Annotated in this window: 18 protein-coding genes and 1 pseudogene; 3 read left to right on the top strand and 16 right to left on the bottom strand. The window is 74.7% G+C overall.

The window, feature by feature from the left end:
• Positions 1-16 precede the first annotated feature (16 nt).
• The 16 genes and pseudogenes from hemL to ACQ95T_RS02625 form a co-directional block, all read right to left on the bottom strand.
• Complete coding sequence (gene hemL, locus ACQ95T_RS02700) at positions 17-1,333, bottom strand: glutamate-1-semialdehyde 2,1-aminomutase (RefSeq protein ID WP_425939154.1); 1,317 nt, start codon at positions 1,331-1,333, stop codon at positions 17-19.
• Positions 1,334-1,352: 19 nt separating this feature from the next.
• Positions 1,353-1,577, bottom strand: coding sequence for a hypothetical protein (locus tag ACQ95T_RS02695; protein WP_431473501.1), 225 nt, complete (start codon positions 1,575-1,577; stop codon positions 1,353-1,355).
• A 261-nt stretch (positions 1,578-1,838) separates the two neighbouring features.
• Complete coding sequence (gene hemB, locus ACQ95T_RS02690; RefSeq protein ID WP_431473500.1) at positions 1,839-2,795, bottom strand: porphobilinogen synthase; 957 nt, start codon at positions 2,793-2,795, stop codon at positions 1,839-1,841.
• A gap of 71 nt (positions 2,796-2,866) precedes the next feature.
• Positions 2,867-4,527 (bottom strand): annotated as a pseudogene (locus ACQ95T_RS02685) (uroporphyrinogen-III synthase).
• Positions 4,524-5,498 carry a hydroxymethylbilane synthase gene (gene hemC / locus ACQ95T_RS02680; protein ID WP_425939146.1) on the bottom strand — a complete coding sequence of 325 codons (975 nt, stop codon included), beginning with the start codon at positions 5,496-5,498 and terminating at the stop codon, positions 4,524-4,526. Before hemC ends, ACQ95T_RS02685 begins: the two are co-directional and overlap by 4 nt.
• Positions 5,495-7,045: a glutamyl-tRNA reductase gene (hemA, locus tag ACQ95T_RS02675; RefSeq protein WP_425939144.1), complete on the bottom strand. Its 1,551-nt coding sequence runs from the start codon at positions 7,043-7,045 to the stop codon at positions 5,495-5,497. The genes hemC and hemA overlap by 4 nt, the downstream gene beginning before the upstream one ends.
• A complete protein-coding gene (locus ACQ95T_RS02670; protein WP_425940014.1) occupies positions 7,042-7,704 on the bottom strand; it encodes a redox-sensing transcriptional repressor Rex in 663 nt (220 codons plus the stop codon). The genes hemA and ACQ95T_RS02670 overlap by 4 nt, the downstream gene beginning before the upstream one ends.
• Positions 7,705-7,795: 91 nt before the next feature.
• Complete coding sequence (locus ACQ95T_RS02665; RefSeq protein WP_425939142.1) at positions 7,796-8,110, bottom strand: glutaredoxin family protein; 315 nt, start codon at positions 8,108-8,110, stop codon at positions 7,796-7,798.
• Positions 8,111-8,202: 92 nt separating this feature from the next.
• Positions 8,203-8,301: a 30S ribosomal protein bS22 gene (locus tag ACQ95T_RS02660; RefSeq protein ID WP_003792170.1), complete on the bottom strand. Its 99-nt coding sequence runs from the start codon at positions 8,299-8,301 to the stop codon at positions 8,203-8,205.
• A 213-nt stretch (positions 8,302-8,514) separates the two neighbouring features.
• Positions 8,515-8,715, bottom strand: coding sequence for a helix-turn-helix domain-containing protein (locus tag ACQ95T_RS02655; RefSeq protein WP_425939139.1), 201 nt, complete (start codon positions 8,713-8,715; stop codon positions 8,515-8,517).
• 184 nt (positions 8,716-8,899) lie between these two features.
• A complete protein-coding gene (locus ACQ95T_RS02650) occupies positions 8,900-10,087 on the bottom strand; it encodes an acetoin utilization protein AcuC (protein WP_425939137.1) in 1,188 nt (395 codons plus the stop codon).
• Between the two features lie 46 nt (positions 10,088-10,133).
• Positions 10,134-10,673: a GNAT family N-acetyltransferase gene (locus ACQ95T_RS02645; protein ID WP_425939135.1), complete on the bottom strand. Its 540-nt coding sequence runs from the start codon at positions 10,671-10,673 to the stop codon at positions 10,134-10,136.
• A gap of 93 nt (positions 10,674-10,766) precedes the next feature.
• Positions 10,767-11,540 carry a pyrroline-5-carboxylate reductase gene (proC, locus tag ACQ95T_RS02640; RefSeq protein ID WP_431473893.1) on the bottom strand — a complete coding sequence of 258 codons (774 nt, stop codon included), beginning with the start codon at positions 11,538-11,540 and terminating at the stop codon, positions 10,767-10,769.
• Positions 11,541-11,587: 47 nt separating this feature from the next.
• Positions 11,588-12,553, bottom strand: coding sequence for a proline dehydrogenase family protein (locus tag ACQ95T_RS02635; protein WP_425939132.1), 966 nt, complete (start codon positions 12,551-12,553; stop codon positions 11,588-11,590).
• A 9-nt stretch (positions 12,554-12,562) separates the two neighbouring features.
• A complete protein-coding gene (locus ACQ95T_RS02630; protein WP_425939130.1) occupies positions 12,563-13,381 on the bottom strand; it encodes a sugar phosphate isomerase/epimerase family protein in 819 nt (272 codons plus the stop codon).
• Entirely contained in the window at positions 13,374-14,078 is a 705-nt protein-coding gene (locus ACQ95T_RS02625) for a Ppx/GppA phosphatase family protein (RefSeq protein ID WP_431473499.1), read from the bottom strand. Before ACQ95T_RS02625 ends, ACQ95T_RS02630 begins: the two co-directional genes overlap by 8 nt.
• 255 nt (positions 14,079-14,333) lie before the next feature.
• Here ACQ95T_RS02625 and ACQ95T_RS02620 point away from each other — a divergent pair, with 255 nt between their 5' ends.
• The 3 genes from ACQ95T_RS02620 (at position 14,334) to disA (ending at position 17,802) form a co-directional block, all read left to right on the top strand.
• The gene (locus tag ACQ95T_RS02620) at positions 14,334-14,753 is read left to right on the top strand and encodes a hypothetical protein (protein WP_431473498.1); all 420 of its coding nucleotides are present in this window, start codon (positions 14,334-14,336) and stop codon (positions 14,751-14,753) included.
• Between the two features lie 423 nt (positions 14,754-15,176).
• Positions 15,177-16,607: a DNA repair protein RadA gene (gene radA / locus ACQ95T_RS02615; protein ID WP_425939127.1), complete on the top strand. Its 1,431-nt coding sequence runs from the start codon at positions 15,177-15,179 to the stop codon at positions 16,605-16,607.
• A 133-nt stretch (positions 16,608-16,740) separates the two neighbouring features.
• On the top strand, positions 16,741-17,802 hold the full coding sequence (disA, locus tag ACQ95T_RS02610) for a DNA integrity scanning diadenylate cyclase DisA (RefSeq protein WP_431473892.1): 1,062 nt from the start codon (positions 16,741-16,743) through the stop codon (positions 17,800-17,802).
• The last annotated feature ends 101 nt before the right edge of the window (positions 17,803-17,903 follow it).

Below are 17,903 nucleotides of genomic sequence, written 5' to 3'. Positions count from 1 at the left end.
GGACGGCACTGGACGATCAGGCCGTCTCGGCCGCCGCCCCCGCGATCGCCTCGACGACGTGCTCGACCGCCGCGTCGTCGTGACTGGCGGAGACGAACCACGACTCGTAGCAGCTCGGCGGCAGGTGCACGCCGCGGCGCAGCATGGCGTGGAAGAACCGGGCGAAGCGGACGGCGTCCTGGTCCCGTGCGTCGTCGTAGTCGCGCACCTCCCCCTCGCGCAGGAAGACGCTGAACATCGAGCCCGCCCGCTGGATCCGGTGGGGTATGCCGTGCCGCCCGAAGGAGTCGCTCACCGCCGCGGTGAGGGTGTCGGCGACCTCGTCGAGCCGGGCGTAGACCTGCGGCGTGCACGCCTGCAGGGTGGCCAGCCCGGCGGCGGAGGCGACCGGGTTCCCCGACAGCGTGCCCGCCTGGTAGACCGGCCCGGCCGGGGCCAGCATCGCCATGACGTCCGCCCGGCCGCCGAAGGCCGCGGCGGGGAAGCCGCCCCCCATGACCTTGCCGAAGGTGAACAGGTCGGGTGCGCCCTCCTCCGGGACACCCTCCAGGCCGAGCCAGCCGGAGGCCGAGCAGCGGAAGCCGGTCATCACCTCGTCGCTGACGAGCAGGGCCCCGTGCTGCTGGGTGATCCGCCGCAGGCCCGCGGTGAACCCGGGTGCAGGCGGCACGACGCCCATGTTGCCCGGTGCTGCCTCGGTGATCACGGCCGCGATCTGCCCGCCCTGCTCGGCGAAGACGGCCTCCACCGCGGCGAGGTCGTTGTAGGGCAGCACGACCGTCTCGGCCGCGCTGCTGGGCGGCACGCCCGGGGAGTCCGGCAGCGCGAACGTGGCCACCCCCGACCCGGCCGAGGCGAGCAGGGCGTCGACGGCGCCGTGGTAGCAGCCGGCGAACTTCACCACCACGGACCGGCCGGTGAAGGCCCTGGCCAGCCGGATCGCGCTCATCGTGGCCTCGGTGCCGGAGTTGACGAGCCGGACCGACTCGAGGGGTCCGACCCGGGCGACGATCTCCTCGGCCAGGGCCACCTCGCGCGCCGTCGGCGTGCCGAAGGAGAAGCCGTCCGCCGCCGCCTCCGTCACCGCCCGGAGCACGTCGGGGTGGGCGTGCCCCAGGATCATCGGGCCCCACGAGCAGACGAGGTCGACGTAGCGGCGACCGTCGGCGTCCACCAGCCAGGGGCCCTTGCCGGAGCTCATGAACCTCGGGGTGCCGCCCACGGAACCGAAGGCGCGCACCGGGGAGTTCACCCCCCCGGGGATGACCGCGCGGGCACGGTCGAGCAGCGCCTGGCTGGCGGGGGCCTCGTCGGGATGTGCGGTGCGACTCATGGGCCCAGCCTGCCACGGGTCAGACGGCGTCCCCCGCCTGGTGCTCGTGCGCGCGGTTGGCGCGCACGACGCGTCGCATCTGCTCGCCGTGCGCCAGCAGGTGGTCACGGTCGAGGTGGTCCAGGAACGCCCGGCGCACGCTGTCCACGTGCACGCGCGCCAGCTGCTGCACCGCTGCATACCCCTCGTCGGTGAGGGTGAGGACCACGCCGCGGCGGTCGTCCGGGGAGGGCAGCCGCCGCACCCAGCCGCGCCGTTCGAGCCGCGACGCGGTGTGTGGCTGACCCTGCTGCGGGACTGCACGACGAGGTCGGCGAGCTCGGCCATCCGCATCCGGCGCCCGGGTGACTCGGCGACCATCGAGAGCAGCTCGTACTCCCCCAGGCTCACCCCGTGCGGGGCCAGGGCCTCCTCCATCGCCAGCGACACCAGATGGGTGGCTCTCAGGATCGCCCGCCAGGCGTGCTGCTCCTCCTCGTCGAGCCAGCGCACCTCGACGGCACCCTCAGTCGTCTCTCCCATGGTCTGCCCCCTGCAGCAGTCGGGCCGCGTCCACCGCATGGTAGGTCAGGACCAGGGAGGCCCCCGCCCTGCGGATCGAGGTGAGCGTCTCCAGCACCATCCGGTCGCGGTCGATCCAGCCCCGGGCCGCCGCGGCCTCGATCATGGCATACTCCCCGCTCACCTGGTAGGCGGCCACGGGCACGTCCGCGGTGGCCGCGACGTCGCTCAGCACGTCCAGGTAGGGCAGGGCCGGCTTGACCATGACCATGTCCGCCCCCTCGGCGAGGTCCAGACGCAGCTCGCGCAGGCTCTCGGTGCGGTTGGGCGGGTCCTGCTGGTAGGTGGCCCGGTCGCCGCGCAGGCTGGAGCCGACGGCCTCGCGGAACGGCCCGTAGGCGGCCGAGGCGTACTTGGCGGTGTAGGCCAGCACGGCGACGTCCTCGTGGCCGGCGGCGTCCAGGGCCTCCCGCACGACGCGGACCTGGCCGTCCATCATCCCGCTGGGCGCCACCACGTGCGCCCCGGCGCGGGCCTGCTGGACGGCCATGTCGGCGTAGCGCTCCAGGGTGGCGTCGTTGTCGACCCGACCCCGGGCGTCCAGGACACCGCAGTGGCCGTGGTCGGTGAACTCGTCCAGGCACAGGTCGCTCATGAGCACCGTGCGGTCCCCCAGCGCCGAGCGCAGGGACCGCAGGGCACGGTTGAGGACGCCGTCGGGGTCGGTGCCGCAGGACCCGGTGGCGTCCTTGACCTCCTCGGCCGGGACGCCGAACACCATGATCCCGCCCACGCCCGCGCCCACCGCCTCCTCCGCCGCCCGCAGGAGGCTGTCCGGCGTGTGCTGGACGACCCCGGGCATGGAGCTCACGGGACGGGGCGCGTCGAGGTCGTCGCGGACGAAGACCGGCAGGACCAGGTCGGCCGGGTGGACCCGGGTCTCGGCCACGAGGCGGCGCACCGCCGGGGTCGTCCGCAGGCGACGGGGGCGTTCATACGGCCGCGATGGACCGCTCCGCCGGGCCGGCGAGGTCACCGGCGGGACCGGGAACGGCGCCCGGCGGTGCGACGCTGGCTGGGGCGCAGCACCGGCTGACCCTCCGCCCGGGCCCGGGCGGCCGTCTCCCGGGCGTGCTGGGCGAGGGCGTCGACGAGCACGGTCGCGCTGGGCTCCGGCGCCACGACGTCGACGCGCAGCCCGTGCTCCTCCGCCGTCCGCGCCGTGGCCGGGCCGATGCACGCCACCACGGTGCTGGGGTGCGGCTTGCCGGCGATGCCCACGAGGTTGCGCACGGTGGAGGAGGAGGTGAAGCAGACCGCGTCGAAGGCTCCCCCCTTGATCGACTCCCGCACGGGGGCGGGCGGCGGCGCGGCCCGCACGGTCCGGTAGGCGGTGACGTCGTCCACCTCCCAGCCGGCCTCCTGCAACCCCGCCACGAGGGTCTCGGTGGCGATGTCCGCACGGGGCAGGAACACCCGGTTGATCGGGTCCAGCACGTCGTCGTAGGGCGGCCACACCTCGAGCAGGCCGACCGCCGACTGCTCCTCCTCGGGCACCAGGTCCGGCTCCAGCCCCCACTCGCGCAGGGCGGCTGCGGTGACCCCGCCCACGGCGGCGATCTTGAGCCCGGCGAAGGCGCGGGCGTCCAGGCCCAGCGCCTCGAACTTCTCCCGCACCGCCCTGACCGCGTTGACGGAGGTGAACCCGATCCACTCGTAGCGGCCGGTCACCAGACCCTTGACCGCGCGGTCCATCTGCTGGGGGGTGCGCGCGGCGGCTCCACGCTGATCGTCGGCACCACCGCGGACGTGGCTCCGTAGGCGGCGATCCGTTCGGTCATCGACAGCGACTGCTCCTTGGTGCGCGGCACGAGGATCGACCAGCCGAACAGCGGCTTGGTCTCGTACCACGACAGCTCGGCGCGCAGCTCGACCTGGTGCCCGACGACCGCGACCGAGGCGTCGGGACAGTCCGGGCAGCCCTTCTCCAGGGCCTCGACGGCCTCGACGAGGGTGGTGACCTTGGTGTGCTGGGTGGTCGTCGTGCCGTGCTCGGTGAGGGCCACCGGGCTGTCCTGCGGACGACCGGCGTCGAGCAGACCCTGCAGGGCCTCGCGCAGCGGGTCTCCGGACCCGAGCACGACGACGGTGATGTCGTCCCGCGCGGACAGCGACCAGTCGACGCCGGGCTCGCCGGCGGTGATCATGTGCAGCTCGCCGCTGCCCTCGTGGGTGGTCAGCGGCACCCCGGCGTAGGCGGGCACCGACCAGGCGGTGCTCACCCCGGGGACGATCTCGAACGGCACGCCGGCGTCCCGGCAGGCGAGCGCCTCGGCCGCCAGCCCGCTGAAGGCGCTGGGGTCCCCGTCCATGAGGCGGACGACCAGGTGGGAGGGGCCGTCGAAGGCGCTGGCCGTGCGCACGAGCAGCGCGCACCGGGCCCCCTCGGTGGCCGCCGGGCCGTCCTCGCCGTCGGCGACGACGAGCTCCACGTCGTCCCGGGTCCAGGCGGCCAGCTGCTCCGCCTGCCGACCCGTGTCCAGGACCACGACGTCGGCGGCGGCCAGGTAGTCGCGGGCCCGCACGGTGAGCAGACCGGGGTCTCCCGGTCCGGCACCGACGAAGGCGACCCGGCCGCAGGCGGCTGGTCGCGTCTCGGCGGCGGTGTCGATCGGGGCGGCGTCGGTGCTCACTTCTCACGCTCCGGGAGGAGGGACCCCGTGGCGGCAGCGTCCTCGCTGCCGACGACCAGGGGGTCGGGACGGGACAACAGGCGGTCGGCCACCGCGTGGCCGAGGGCGACCGGGTCGGACCCGGTCTCTGCGTGGCGCTGCGGGTCCTCCCGCAGTGCCACGAAGGCGGTGAGGGCCAGCACGCCGTCGGCGTCGGCCCGGGCGAGGGCGCCGACCGGCGCGGTGCAGCCGGCCTCGAGGCGGGACAGGACCGCCCGTTCGGCGGTGACGGCGGCCCGGGTGGGCGCGTCCTCGAGGACGTCGCGGAGGAAGGCCACGAGGTGCGCGTCGTCCTCGCGGCACTCCACCGCGAGGGCGCCCTGCCCCGCGGCGGGGAGCATGACCTCGGGGTCCAGCCGGTCGGTCGCCTCGTCGAGGCGGCCCAGCCGGGAGAGGCCGGCGCAGGCCAGCACGACGGCGTCGAGCTCGCCGCTGCGGACGAGGTCGATCCGGGTCCCCACGTTGCCGCGGATGTCGCGCACGTCCAGGTCCGGGCGCACCAGCGCCAGCTGGGCGGCCCGCCGCGGGGACCCGGTCCCCACGGAGGCGCCGGCTGGCAGGTCCTCCAGGGAGAGCCCGTCGCGCGCCACCAGGGCGTCGCGCGGGTCCTCCCGCTCGGGGACGGCGGCCACGACCAGACCCTCTTCGGGCGCGGTGGGCAGGTCCTTCAGCGAGTGGACGGCCAGGTCGATCCTGTTCTCGCGCAGAGCCTCCCGCAGGGCGGACGCGAAGACTCCGGTCCCGCCGATCTGGCGCAGGCTGGCCCGTGAGACGTCGCCCTCGGTGCGCACGTGCACCAGCTCGACGGGCGCACCCGCGGCCCGCACCCGGTCGGCCACCCAGCCCGACTGGCTCGTGGCCAGGGCGCTGGCCCGGGTGCCCAGGCGCAGCGGGCGGGTCGGGGCGTCGGTGCCCGGTCCGGGGGAGGTCATGCGCCGGCGCCTCCCTCCGCGACCGGCCCCGCGGCCGGACGGACGGCGGTCGCGAGCATGCCCAGCGGAGCGCTGGCCACCTCCGGAGGAGCGGTGCGCACCGCGGCCGGCTCGGCCGGGTCGAGGTCGAACAGCTCGCGCAGCGCCTGGCCGTAGTCGGCCGGCTCGCCGTCGTGCTGCAGCTGCTTGACCCGCACCGACGGCGTGTGCAGAAGCTTGTCGACGACCCGTTCCACGGTGCGCCGGACCTCGACCCGCTCGTGGTCGGCCAGGTGGGGGACCCGCTGGTCCAGGCGCACCATCTCCTGGTCCACGACCCTGGCGGCCCGGGCGCGCAGGGCCGCCAGGGTCGGGCCGAGCCGGGCGGCCCGTCGTTCGGTCAGGTAGGCCGCCACCTCGGCGGTGACCAGGTCGCGCACCTCCTCCACGACGTCCTGGCCGTCGGCGCCGCGGCGGGGGCCTCCGGGCGGCGGACCGGCCGGATCGTCGTTCCGAGCGACGCTCCCCGCCCGGGACGGCGACGCGGCGGTCGCGGCGCTGCCGGCGGTCTCGACGCTCCCGGCGGTCGTGGCGCTGCCGGCGCTCCCGACGGTCTCGGCGGTCTCGGCGGTCTCGGCGACCATGGCCTCCTGGAGGTCGGCCAGACCCCACAGGTGCAGACCCGGCAGCGCGGCGACGGCCGGGTCGACGTCCCGCGGCAGGGCCAGGTCCAGCACCACCGTGGGGGCCGAGCCCCGGCCGGCCCGTTCCCGGGCCGGACCGAGGGTGGCGCCCTCGAGCACGTGGCCGACCGCTCCCGTGCAGGTCACCACGAGGTCGGCGCCGGCGGCCAGGCCGACGACGTCGACCCAGTCACCGGTCCCCGCCCCGTGCTCGTCGGCCAGGCGCGCGGCCCGCTCGGCCGTGCGGTTGACCACGGTCAGGTCGCGCACCCCCGCGCGGGCCAGGGTGGCCACGGCGAGACCGGACATGGCTCCGGCACCGACGACGACGGCGCGGGCCGCGGTCAGGTCGGGCAGGACCGACCCGGCCAGGTCCAGCCCGACGCCGACCAGGGAGCGCGACACCTCGTCGATGGCGGTCTCGGTGTGGGCGCGCTTGCCGACCCGCAGCGCCTGCTGCACGAGCGGGTTGAGGACCGGGCCCAGCCGTCCGTCCTGCTGGGCCAGGGCCAGCGCCTCCCGCAGCTGGCCCAGGATCTGGCTCTCCCCGACCGCCATCGAGTCCAGGCCGCAGGCGACCGCGAAGAGATGGCTGACCGCGCGTTCGTCGTAGTGGACGTAGAGATGGGGGTTGAGCTCCTCCCGGGGGATCCCGGTCAGGTCGCACAGGCGCTCACCGACCTCGGTGAGCGCCCCGTGGAAGGTCCCGGCCTCGACGACGACCTCGAGCCGGTTGCAGGTGGCGAGCACGAGGGTCTCCTCCACGTGCTCGCCGGAGCTCACCCGCGCGGCGAGGTCACGGGCCCCGTCGACCCCCACCGCCGCCCGCTCGAGCAGCTCCATGGGCGCCGTGCGGTGCGAGAGGCCGACGACGAGGACGCTCATCCTGCCGCCTCGCCGTCCGCGTGGGCCAGCGCCTGCTGGTGCTCGTGGAAGGCCAGGATCGCCAGCTCGGTGGCCAGGTCCACCGCGCGCACGTGGACCGTGGCGGGCACCCGCAGGACCACCGGGGCGAAGTTGAGGATCGAGCGCACCCCTCGCCCGACCAGCTCGTCGGCCACGCCCTGGGCGGCGGCCGCGGGGGTGGCGATCACCCCGACACCGGCCCGGGTCGAGTCCTCGTCCAGGTCGGCCATGGTGGTGACGACGAGTCCGTCGACCCGGAGCCCGAGCACGGCGGGGTCGGTGTCCACGAGCGCCGCCACGTGGAAGCCCCGCGTGGTCAGTCCACCGTAGGACGCCAGCGCCCGGCCGAGGTTGCCCATCCCCACGATGACGACGGGCCGGGTGCGGCTCAGGCCGAGCTCGGCCGCGATCTGGTCGGAGAGGCGGGTCACGTCGTAGCCCACGCCACGCACGCCGTAGGAGCCGAGGCTGGAGAGGTCCTTGCGCACCTGCGCCGACCGCACCCCGCTGCGACCGGCGAGCTCCTCGCTGGAGGCCGAGACCCGTCCCTCCTCGGCGAGGGCGGTGAGCGCCCGCAGGTAACCGGGCAGTCGCCCGACGGTGGCCTCCGGAACCCCACGTCGGGTGGACTCGGCCATCATGGGCGGACCGGCTCCTCTCGGATCAGCTGACGTCGAGCCGGGGCCTTATATCAGACCCACGCCGGCGCTCGACGAGGACCCCCTCACTCTAGGGTCGTCGCCACCGCTGGACCAAAACGCGGACCGACGGGACCCGCCCCGGCACCCGGAGGGCCGACCGGAGGGTGCGCTCGTCGACCCGCCACCGGGCCACCTCGGCGCCGTCCACCAGCAGGACCGGCACGAGGGTGGACCACCGCTCCCGCAGCTCAGCCGGGACGTCGTCGGCGTCCAGGTCGCGCACCTGGACGGGGACGTCCGCCCCGGCCACCCGCCGCACCAGCGCGACCATCTCCTCGCAGAGGTGGCAGCCCTCGCGGGAGACCACCTCCACACGCGGGACCCGGGTGCGCCCCCACGGCATACCTGCTCCTCTCGGCACAGCACGACGGCGCCACCCGGGGGCGGCGCCGTCGTCGGTCCCGAGGTCACGACCGCGGGGGTCGTGACCAGGGATCACTTCTTGTTGCGACGCTGGTGACGCGTCTTGCGCAGCAGCTTGCGGTGCTTCTTCTTCGCCATCCGCTTGCGGCGCTTCTTGATCACAGAGCCCATGGGCCGTCCTTCGTCTCGATGGTCAGGTCGTGCCTCGGCGTCGCGCGGGGCGACCGGTCAGGGACGCGGCACCGGCACCGGCCGGCGGCATTCCTGCCACGCTCACCCGCACGACGAACCGCCCCAGCCTATCGCGGCGTCGACGCCACCCCCAAAACGGAGGTCCGGCCCCAGGGTCTGCACGCTCCGCCCGGCCCTCGCGGCGACGGGGACTCAGGCGGTGCCGTGGTAGGACTCCCGCAGGTAGTCGTGCACCGCCTTCTCGGGGACCCGGAAGGACCGTCCCACCCGCACGGCGGGGAGTTCGCCGGAGTGCACCAGTCGGTACACCGTCATCTTCGACACGCGCATCACTGCGGCCACCTCGGCCACGGTCATGAACGTCATCTCGGCGAGCTGACGCTCTTCAGCCATAGGACGTATCCCTGTCTCTTCGGTATAGACGTGGGGAACGGTCGCGGCTTCCCCTCCGGCCCGCCTCCACGTGTGCTGTCGAAGACACCCTAGGGGCAGATGTGGGTGCAGGGGAAGTCCGGGGCCCACGGTGTCCAGCGCGACACGCGGGACGGGACGGATGACACGCGTGTGATGCGCGAGCTCAGTCGAAGTAGGGGTCCAGGCCCCAGCCGGGGAAGACGGCCCGGCGGGTCGCCATGATCGCCGAGTCGACGGGATCCTCGGGGTCGTAGCCGTCGGACCACTCACCGTAGCGGATGGGGCGCCCCCCTCGGTCGCCCATGAGGGCCGGTGCCTCGCGGCCGTAGACCTCGAGCACGTGCTGGCGCCAGGACTCGGGGACCGGTGTCGAGGGGTCCACCGGTCGCCCGGTCACCACCCCCACCAGGTGCGTCCACGCCCGCGGCACCACGTCGACGAGCTCGTACCCGCCCCCGCCCAGGGCCACCCACCGGCCCCCCGCGGCCTCCTCGGCCAGCTCGCGGACCCACCCCGCGGCCACCGCCATCGCGTCCACGGTCACGGTCAGGTGGGCCAGAGGGTCGGAGAAGTGCGCGTCGCAACCGTGCTGGCTCACGACGACGTCCGGTCCGAAGGCGGCCACCACCGGCGGGACCACCGCCCGGTAGGCGCGCAACCACCCCTCGTCGCCCGTGCCGGGCGGCAGGGCCACGTTGACCGCGGTGTCCTGGGCCTTCGCCCCGCCGGTGTCCCCGGGGAAGCCGGTGCCCGGGAACAGGGCCCGGCCGGTCTCGTGGACGGACAGGGTCATGACCCGGTCGTCGTTCCAGAAGCAGCGCTCGACGCCGTCGCCGTGGTGCACGTCGAGGTCGAGGTAGAGGACCCGGCGCGCGCCCAGGTCCAGCAGCCGGTGGATGCCGACGGCGATGTCGTTGTAGACGCAGAATCCGCTCGAGGCCTCCGGCATGGCGTGGTGCAGGCCCCCGGCGATGTTCACCGCGCGCCCGGCCCGGCCGTCCCAGACGGCCTCGCAGGCCTCGACCGTGCCCCCCACGGCCAGGCTCGAGGCCTCGTGCATGCCCCAAAAGGCAGGGGTGTCCTCGGTGCCCACGCCGTGCCGGCCGGTCGCCGACCCCGGGTCGGCCGAGGCGGCGCGCACCGCCTCGACGAGCTCGGGCGTGTGGACGCTGAGGAGCTCGGCCGCCGTCGCCTCACGGACCGGACGGACCTCCACGTCGGGGTGGTCCAGCAGGCCCAGGGCGGAGGAGAGCCGGTGGGTCAGGTCGAGACGGGAGGGGTGCATCGGGTGCCCCGGGCCGAAGTCGTAGGCGGTGTAGCGCTCGTCCCACATCACCCACGACCCGGTCATGGGGCCACGGTAGACCACCGCGCGAGGGGCGCCGCGGGCCCCCGGGTCACAGCGAGGTGGGCACCCCGCCGGTGTCGCTCAGGGGGTAGACCATCATCATCTCCTCGGACTCCGCGTCCTCGTCGTCGACGCCGCGGATGCGCATGGGCCGGCGGTCGTCGGTGGGACGGAAGCCGAAGCTGGAGGCGAAGGCCACGGCCCGGCCGTTGTCGGTGCCCACCCAGTAGACCAGCTGGCGCAGACCGACCTGCCGGCCGACGGTGGCCGCCTTCTCCATGAGCCTGCGGGCCACGCCGGAGCCCCGTCGGGGAGCCTCCACCCACAGGCCGAACAGCTCGCCCGCACCGGGGATGTTGGTGCGGTGGCCGGTGCCCACGCTCACCACGCCGATGACCTCGTCGCCGTCGACGGCGAGGATGCGGCGGGAGCGCTCCATCCGATCCATCCAGTACTGGTCCTCGAACGCCTCCTCCTCCTCGGCGGAGGCCACGAAGGCCTCGGGTGACTCACGCAGCGCTCGCAGACGGACGTCGCGGTAGGCGGCCCATTCGTCCTTGTCGAGGACGCGCACGTGGATGTCGTTCATGGCCCTACTCTGTCACACGCGCGGAACGCGGCGCCGGGGTGCCCGGTGAACTCCGGCCGGCCGCGCGGTGTCCGGAGGCCGCGCCCCAGCCGGTCAGGACGGGGGTGGGGACAGCTCGTGGGAACGCCGCGCGGCGGCCTCCATCGCTGTGAGGAAGGCCGCCCGCACCTTGTGGTCCTCCAGGGCGCGCAGCGCCGCGACGCTGGTCCCGCCGGGGCTGGAGACCTGCTCGCGCAGCACGGTCGGGTGGGTCCCGGTCTCGCGGATCATGGTCGCCGCACCGTAGAGGGTCTGGACGACGAGCTCGGTCGTGGTGTCCCGGGGCAGGCCCAGCAGGACGCCCGCCTCGATCATGGCCTCGACGACGTAGAAGATGTAGGCGGGTCCGCTGCCGCTGATGGCGGTGACGGCGTCCTGGTGGGACTCGTCGAGCACGATGACCCGGCCGACGCTCTCCAGCAGGACGCGGGCCTGGTCGAGCTGGGCCGTCGTGCAGTGCCTCCCCGGGCTCATCCCGGTCATGCCCTGGTCCACGAGGGCCGGGGTGTTCGGCATGGCCCGGACCACCGAGGTGCCCGCGGGCAGGTGGTGCTCGAGGAACTCGGTGGTGATCCCGGCCGCGATGGAGACCACCAGCGTGCCGGGGCGCACCTCGTCGTGGACCTGCTCGACCAGGGCCGCCATGTCCTGGGGCTTGACCGCGAGGACCACGACCTCGGCCTGACCGACCGCCTCGTCGGCCGCTGCGGTCCGGGTCCCGTGGTCCGCGGCCACCTGGGCGGCGCGCTCGGCCCACCGGTCGGCCACGACCAGGTCCTGCGGGTCGTGCCCGGAGCGCACGAGCGCCGCGATCAGCGTGCTGCCCATGACGCCCGCCCCGAGCAGCGCGACCGTGGTGCCCGTCGCCACCACCCTCAGCCCCGCGTCGCCAGGCCGCGCAGGAAGAAGCCCAGGTTGGCCGGGCGCTCGGCCATCCTCCGCATCAGGTACCCGTACCACTGCTCCCCGTAGGGCACGTAGACCCGCATCCGCGCGCCGGTGGCCGCCAGCCGCAGCTGCTCCTCCGGGCGGATGCCGAGCAGCATCTGGAACTCGTAGGTGTCCACCTCGCGCTGGGCCTTGTCGGCCAGGACGGTGGCGATCTCCACCAGCCGGGGGTCGTGCGAGGCGACCATCGGGTAGCCCTCGCCCTCCATGAGGATCTTCAGGCAACGGACGAACGAGCGGTCGACCTCGGCCTTGTCCTGGTAGGCCACGGTCTCGGGCTCCTTGTAGGTGCCCTTGCAGAGCCGGACCCGCGAGCCCTCGGTGGCCAGGTCCCGGCAGTCCTGCTCCGTGCGGTACAGGTAGCTCTGCAGGACGGCCCCCACCCAGGGCCAGTCCTGCCGCAGGTCGGACAGCACCGACAGGGTCAGGTCGGTGGTGGTGTGGTCCTCCGCGTCGAGCGTCACCGTCGTGCCCGCGTTGGCGGCGGCCTGGCAGATCACCCGGGCGTTCTCCAGGGCGATGGCGTTGCCGTCGCGCCCCAGCGCCTGCCCCAGCGCGCTGAGCTTGAGGCTGACCTCGACCGTGCCGCCCGCCGTGAGCCCGGCCTCGGACAGGACCTCCAGGAGCGCCACGTAGGAGTCCCGGGTGTGCTCGGCCATGGCAGGGTCGACCGTGTCCTCGCCGAGGTAGTCGATGGTGACCAGGCGGCGGGTGTCCACCAGCTCGGTGGCCACGCCCAGCACCTCCTCGTCGGTCACGCCGCCGACGAAGCGACGGACGACGTCGCGGCTCACGGGGGCCGACTCGATGACCGAGCGCAGCTGGTCGTTGCGGCTCATCCCGAGCAGGGTCTGGCGCATCAGCGCGGACGGGTTGAGGTCGGCGAGGTCCATGGGCACAGGCTACGCCGGGAGGGGGCGGGCACCGGGCAGGTGGTGCTGACCCAGGTGGTGGCGGGCGTAGGCGAGGGACTCGGCCAGCGCCTCCTCGCGGACGTCGGTGCGCATCTTGCGGGTGCTGACCTCGAGGCTGACGACCCCGTCGAAACCGGTGCGCACGAGGTGGTCGAGCACGTCGCCGCAGCGCTGGCTGCCCCGTCCGGGGACCAGGTGCTCGTCCTTGAACGAGCCGAAGGAGTCCCCCAGGTGCAGGTGGCTCACCCGGTCCCCCAGGTCCTGGGCGAGCGCCAGCGGGTCGATCCCGGACGTGGCGGCGTGGGAGATGTCCAGGGTGACGTCGCCGTAGGGAAAGTCCCGTGGGTCCGGTCCGGGCAGGTAGGCCTGCATGGCGTTGACGCCGGAGCGCCAGGGGAACATGTTCTCCACGGCCAGCTTCACGCCCCAGCTGGCCTGCCGCTGGGCCACCCCCTCGATGAAGCTCTCGGCGTACCCCCGCTGCCAGCGGAACGGCGGGTGGACCACCACGCACCCTGCCCCGACCTCGGCCGCCAGGTCCAGGGACCGCTCGATCTTGCCCCACGGATCCCAGCCCCAGAGCCGCTGCGAGAGCAGCAGGGTGGGCGCGTGGATCGCTCCGACCGTCAGCTCGTGCAGCTCCGCCAGGGAGCGCAGGGCACCGGCCTCCTGCGTCACGGGGTCGGTCCAGACCATGATCTCGACGCCGTCGTACCCCAGCCGCTGGGCCACGTCGAAGGCGTAGGCGGCGTTCTCCGGGTAGACCGAGGAGGTCGACAGGTGGACGGGGATCGGGGTCTCAGTCATCGGGCAGTCCGTCCAGGAATCGAAGGATCAGTCCCTCGCGCAGCGCCCACGGGCACACCGTGAGGGACTCGGTGCCGAGCAGCTCCATGGCCGACTCCACGACCAGCGCGCCGGCCAGCAGCTGGGGCGCCCTGGCCGCCGACACCCCCGGCAGCTGGGCCCGCTCGACGGCGGTGGTGCGGGCCAGCCGCGGGACCAGCTCGGAGAGGTCGGCCAGGGTGAGGGTCCGTGGGACGTAGGGGCCGTCGCCTCGGGGCGCCGCGCCGCACACTCGCGCGAGCGAGCGGACCGTCTTGCTGGTGCCGACCGTCAGCTGGGGGGCGCCGACGCGGTCCAGCTGCGGCTGCACGGTCGCGATGCGGCTGCGGACCCGCTTGCGCAGGGCCCGCACCCCCTCGGGCCCGGGCGGGTCCCCGGCGAGCTCACGGGTGAGCCGGCCGGCGCCCAGCGGGAGCGAGACGGCGACGTCGGGCTCCTCGTCCAGGCCCGCCGCCAGCTCCAGGGACCCGCCGCCGACGTCGATCATCAGCAGCCGCCCGGCCGACCACCCGAACCACCGGCGCACGGCGAGGAAGGTCACCCTGGCCTCGTCGCCGCCGTCGAGGACCTGCAGGTCCACCCCGGACTCGGACGCCACCCGGGCCAGCACGGCCTCGGTGTTGGCGGCGTCGCGGATCGCGCTCGTGGCGAAGGCCATGACCTGCGAGACGCCGCGGCTCTCGGGACCTCCACGCAGTCGACGACGAGTCGCGACAGGGTCGCGGAGCCCTCCTCGGAGATCAGACCGTCATCCGTGAGGTGCTCGGCCAGGCGCAGCGGCACGCTGTGGGACCAGTCCGGCCTCGGGTGGGCCCCGGGGTGCGCGTCCACCACGAGCAGGTGGACGGTGTTGGAGCCGACGTCGATGACTCCGAGGCGCATGAGCGCCATTATTGCCCCCTACCCTGGTCTGGTGACGCAGACCCCGCTCGACGCTCCCCGGGCCTGGGCCGAGTTCCAGGACCCGGCCGAGCCGGGCCAGCGGGTGCGGGCCGACCTGACCTGGCTCACCTCGCGCTGGAACTGCATCTTCGGCCGCGGCTGCCCGGGGATCGAGGCCGACCGGCCGGACGCCGGCTGCTGCACCCTGGGCGCCCACCTCACCGACGACGACGACCTCGCGCGGGTGGGGAGGGCCGTCGACCGGCTCGGACCGTCGCGCTGGGAGCGGCACGCGACCGGCACGAGGAGGGCTGGCACGTGCGGGACGGAGGGTCCGCGACCACCCGGGTGGTCGACGGTGCCTGCGTCTTCCTCAACGGGCCGGACTTTCCCGGCGGACCGGGCTGCGCCCTGCACGGGCTGGCCCTGGCGGAAGGGGTGGAGCCGCTGACGACCAAGCCGGACGTGTGCTGGCAGCTCCCCGTGCGCCGCTCCTACCGCGACGTCGAGCTGCCCGACGGCGAGGCCTACCTGGAGGTCACGATCGGCGAGTTCGACCGGCGCGCCTGGGGCCCGGGGGGCCACGACCTGGACTGGTACTGCACCGGTTCCCCCGAGGCGCACACGGCGGCCGAGCCGGTCTGGCTCACGCTGCGGGCGGAGCTGGAGGAGCTCCTGGGGACGGCGGCCTACGACGTCCTGGCCCGGCTGTGCACGGAGCACGACCGGCGTCGCCTGCCCCTGCTCGTGCACCCGGCCACCGCCGGGGCCACCGCCGCGGCGGCCGCCGGACGCCTCCCCGCTGACCGCCGGCCGGCTGACCGACCGGGACGGCCGGGCCGGGCCTGTCGGTGCCGCCCCCTACCCTGGCCGGGTGGCGAGCAGGAGCGGGAGCAGACCGACGTACCGGTGCACGGAGTGCGGCTGGACGGCGGTGAAGTGGGTCGGCCGGTGCGGGGAGTGCCAGGCGTGGGGGACGGTGGTCGAGCAGGGCGCGCCCGCCGCGGTGCGCACCTCCGCCCAGCCCCCGCCGCGCCCGGCGCGCCCGATCGCCGACGTGGACGCCCGCACGGCCCGGGCACGGCCTACCGGGGTGGGCGAGTTCGACCGGGTCCTCGGCGGCGGCCTGGTCCCCGGGGCGGTGGTGCTCATGGCCGGCGAGCCGGGGATCGGCAAGTCCACCCTGGCCCTCGACGTCGCCGCCCGGGCGGCCCGGGACGGCCGGCGGGTGCTCTACGTCTCCGGCGAGGAGTCCGCGGCCCAGGTCAAGCTGCGGGCCGAGCGGATCGGAGCGCTGGCCGACACGCTCTTCCTGGCCGCCGAGACCGACCTGGCGACCGTGCTGGGGCAGGTCGAGCAGACCGGCCCCGAGCTCCTCGTCGTCGACTCGGTGCAGACGGTGGCCTCGGCCGAGGTCGACGGCGCCCCCGGCAACGTGGGCCAGGTCCGGGAGGTGGCCTCTGCCCTGATCCAGGTCGCCAAGGCCCGCAGCATCGCGGCCGTCCTCATCGGCCACGTGACCAAGGACGGTTCCATCGCCGGCCCGCGGGTGCTGGAGCACCTCGTCGACGTCGTGGTCCAGTTCGAGGGCGAGCGCCACTCCCGCCTGCGGCTGGTACGGGCCGTGAAGAACCGGTTCGGTCCCACCGACGAGGTCGGCTGCTTCGACCTGGGCGACTCGGGGATCGTCGGGCTCCCCGACCCCAGCGGGCTGTTCCTCACCAGTCGCGACCGGCCGGTCCCGGGCACGTGCGTGACCGTCACCCTGGAGGGGCGCCGGCCCCTCGTCGCCGAGCTCCAGGCCCTCGTCAGCGAGGCCGCCGCCGGTTCGCCGAGACGGACCACCAGCGGGCTGGACGCCTCCCGGCTGGCCATGGTGCTCGCGGTGCTCGGTCAGCGGGCGGGGGTGCCCCTGGGACGGCACGACTGCTACGCGGCCACCGTCGGCGGGGTACGGCTCACCGAACCCTCGGCGGACCTGGCGCTGGCGCTCGCGCTGACGGGCGCGCTCGTGGACCTGCCCCTGCCCGTCGGCACCATCGCCGTCGGCGAGGTCGGGCTGGCCGGTGACCTGCGGCCGGTGACCGGGCTCCCCCGCCGGCTCGCGGAGGCCGCCCGCATCGGGTTCACCGAGGCGGTCGTCCCCACCGGGTCGCTCACCGAGGGCAGCCCGCCCCCCGGCATGCGGGTCCACGAGGTCGCCACGCTCGCCGAGGCCGTCGCCCTCGTGGACCGGGCGGCCCGCGCGGTCGACGGCACGGGGGTTCCGCCGGGGCGGGTCCCGGTGTCGGCGCGCGGGGGCTGACGGCTCGCGGGGCCCGCGTGGACGCGACGCCCCTGCCCCACGGCGCATAGGATCGGGCCGGGGATCAACAGGCGGGCCCCCGGCCAGACCCGCCGGAAGGTGAGGGACGGTGGCTGAACGCACCGACGAGGAGATGCTGCGGGCCACGCTCGCCGCCGTCGCCCCGGGCACCGACCTGCACGACGGTCTGGAGCGGATCCTGCGCGGCAGCACGGGAGCGCTCATCGTGCTCGGCAGCGACCGGACGGTGGAGTCGATCAGCAGCGGCGGGTTCGAGCTGGACGTGGAGTTCTCGGCCACCCGCCTGCGCGAGCTGGCCAAGATGGACGGTGCCATCGTGCTCAACCGGGACGCGAGCCGGGTCCTGCGGGCGGCCACCCAGCTGGTGCCCGACCCCTCGATCGAGACGCGCGAGAGCGGCACGCGTCACCGGACCGCCGAGCGCGTGGCCAAGCAGACCCAGCTGCCGGTGATCTCGGTCAGCCAGTCGATGTCGATCATCATCGCCCTCTACGTCGGGTCGACCCGCCACGTGCTGGAGCCGCGCGCCCAGATCCTGGCGCAGGCCAACCAGGCCCTGCAGACCCTGGAGCGCTACCGCTCCCGGCTCGACGAGGTGACCGCCAACCTCTCCGCCCTGGAGATCGAGGACCTGGTCACCATCCGGGAGGTCGCCTCGGTCCTGCAGCGGCTGGAGATGGTGCGCCGGATCAGCGCCGAGATCGAGCAGTACGTCGTCGAGCTCGGGGTGGACGGGCGCCTCGTGGGTCTGCAGCTGGAGGAGCTCACCGGCGGCATCGGCCGGGACCGGGAGCTGGTGATCCGCGACTACGCCGCGGCGGCCGAGGCGATCCGCGACCCCGCCGACGTGCTGGACTCCCTCTCCCGGCTCGACCCCGCAGAGCTGCTCGACCTGACCGCGGTCGCCCGCTGCATGGGCATCACCGTCATCGGGGACGGCATGGACCACCACAGCCTCAGCCCCCTCGGCTACCGCCTCCTGCACCGCATACCCCGCCTGCCCGGGGCCATCGTCGAACGCCTCGTCGACCACTTCGGCAGCTTCCAGGCGCTGCTCAGCGCCGGCCTGGAGGACCTGCAGCGGGTCGAGGGCGTCGGCGAGGCACGGGCCCGCGCCGTGCGCGAGGGTCTCTCCCGGCTGGCCGAGTCCTCGATCCTGGAGCGCTACTCCTGACCCCCGCCGGCTCACCTCCCGGGGCCGGGCAGGCGGAGCAGCTCGGTGCCGCCCCTGCGGCCGGCACCCGCACCGTCGCAGGGGCCGGACCGCAGGCGGGC

Origin of the sequence: Ornithinimicrobium carbonis, assembly GCF_050703245.1 — a bacterium.
Classification (GTDB): Bacteria; Actinomycetota; Actinomycetes; order Actinomycetales; family Dermatophilaceae; genus Ornithinicoccus.
The sequence above is the reverse complement of the archived record's forward strand: the minus strand, read 5'-3'. Positions and strand labels throughout refer to the sequence as shown.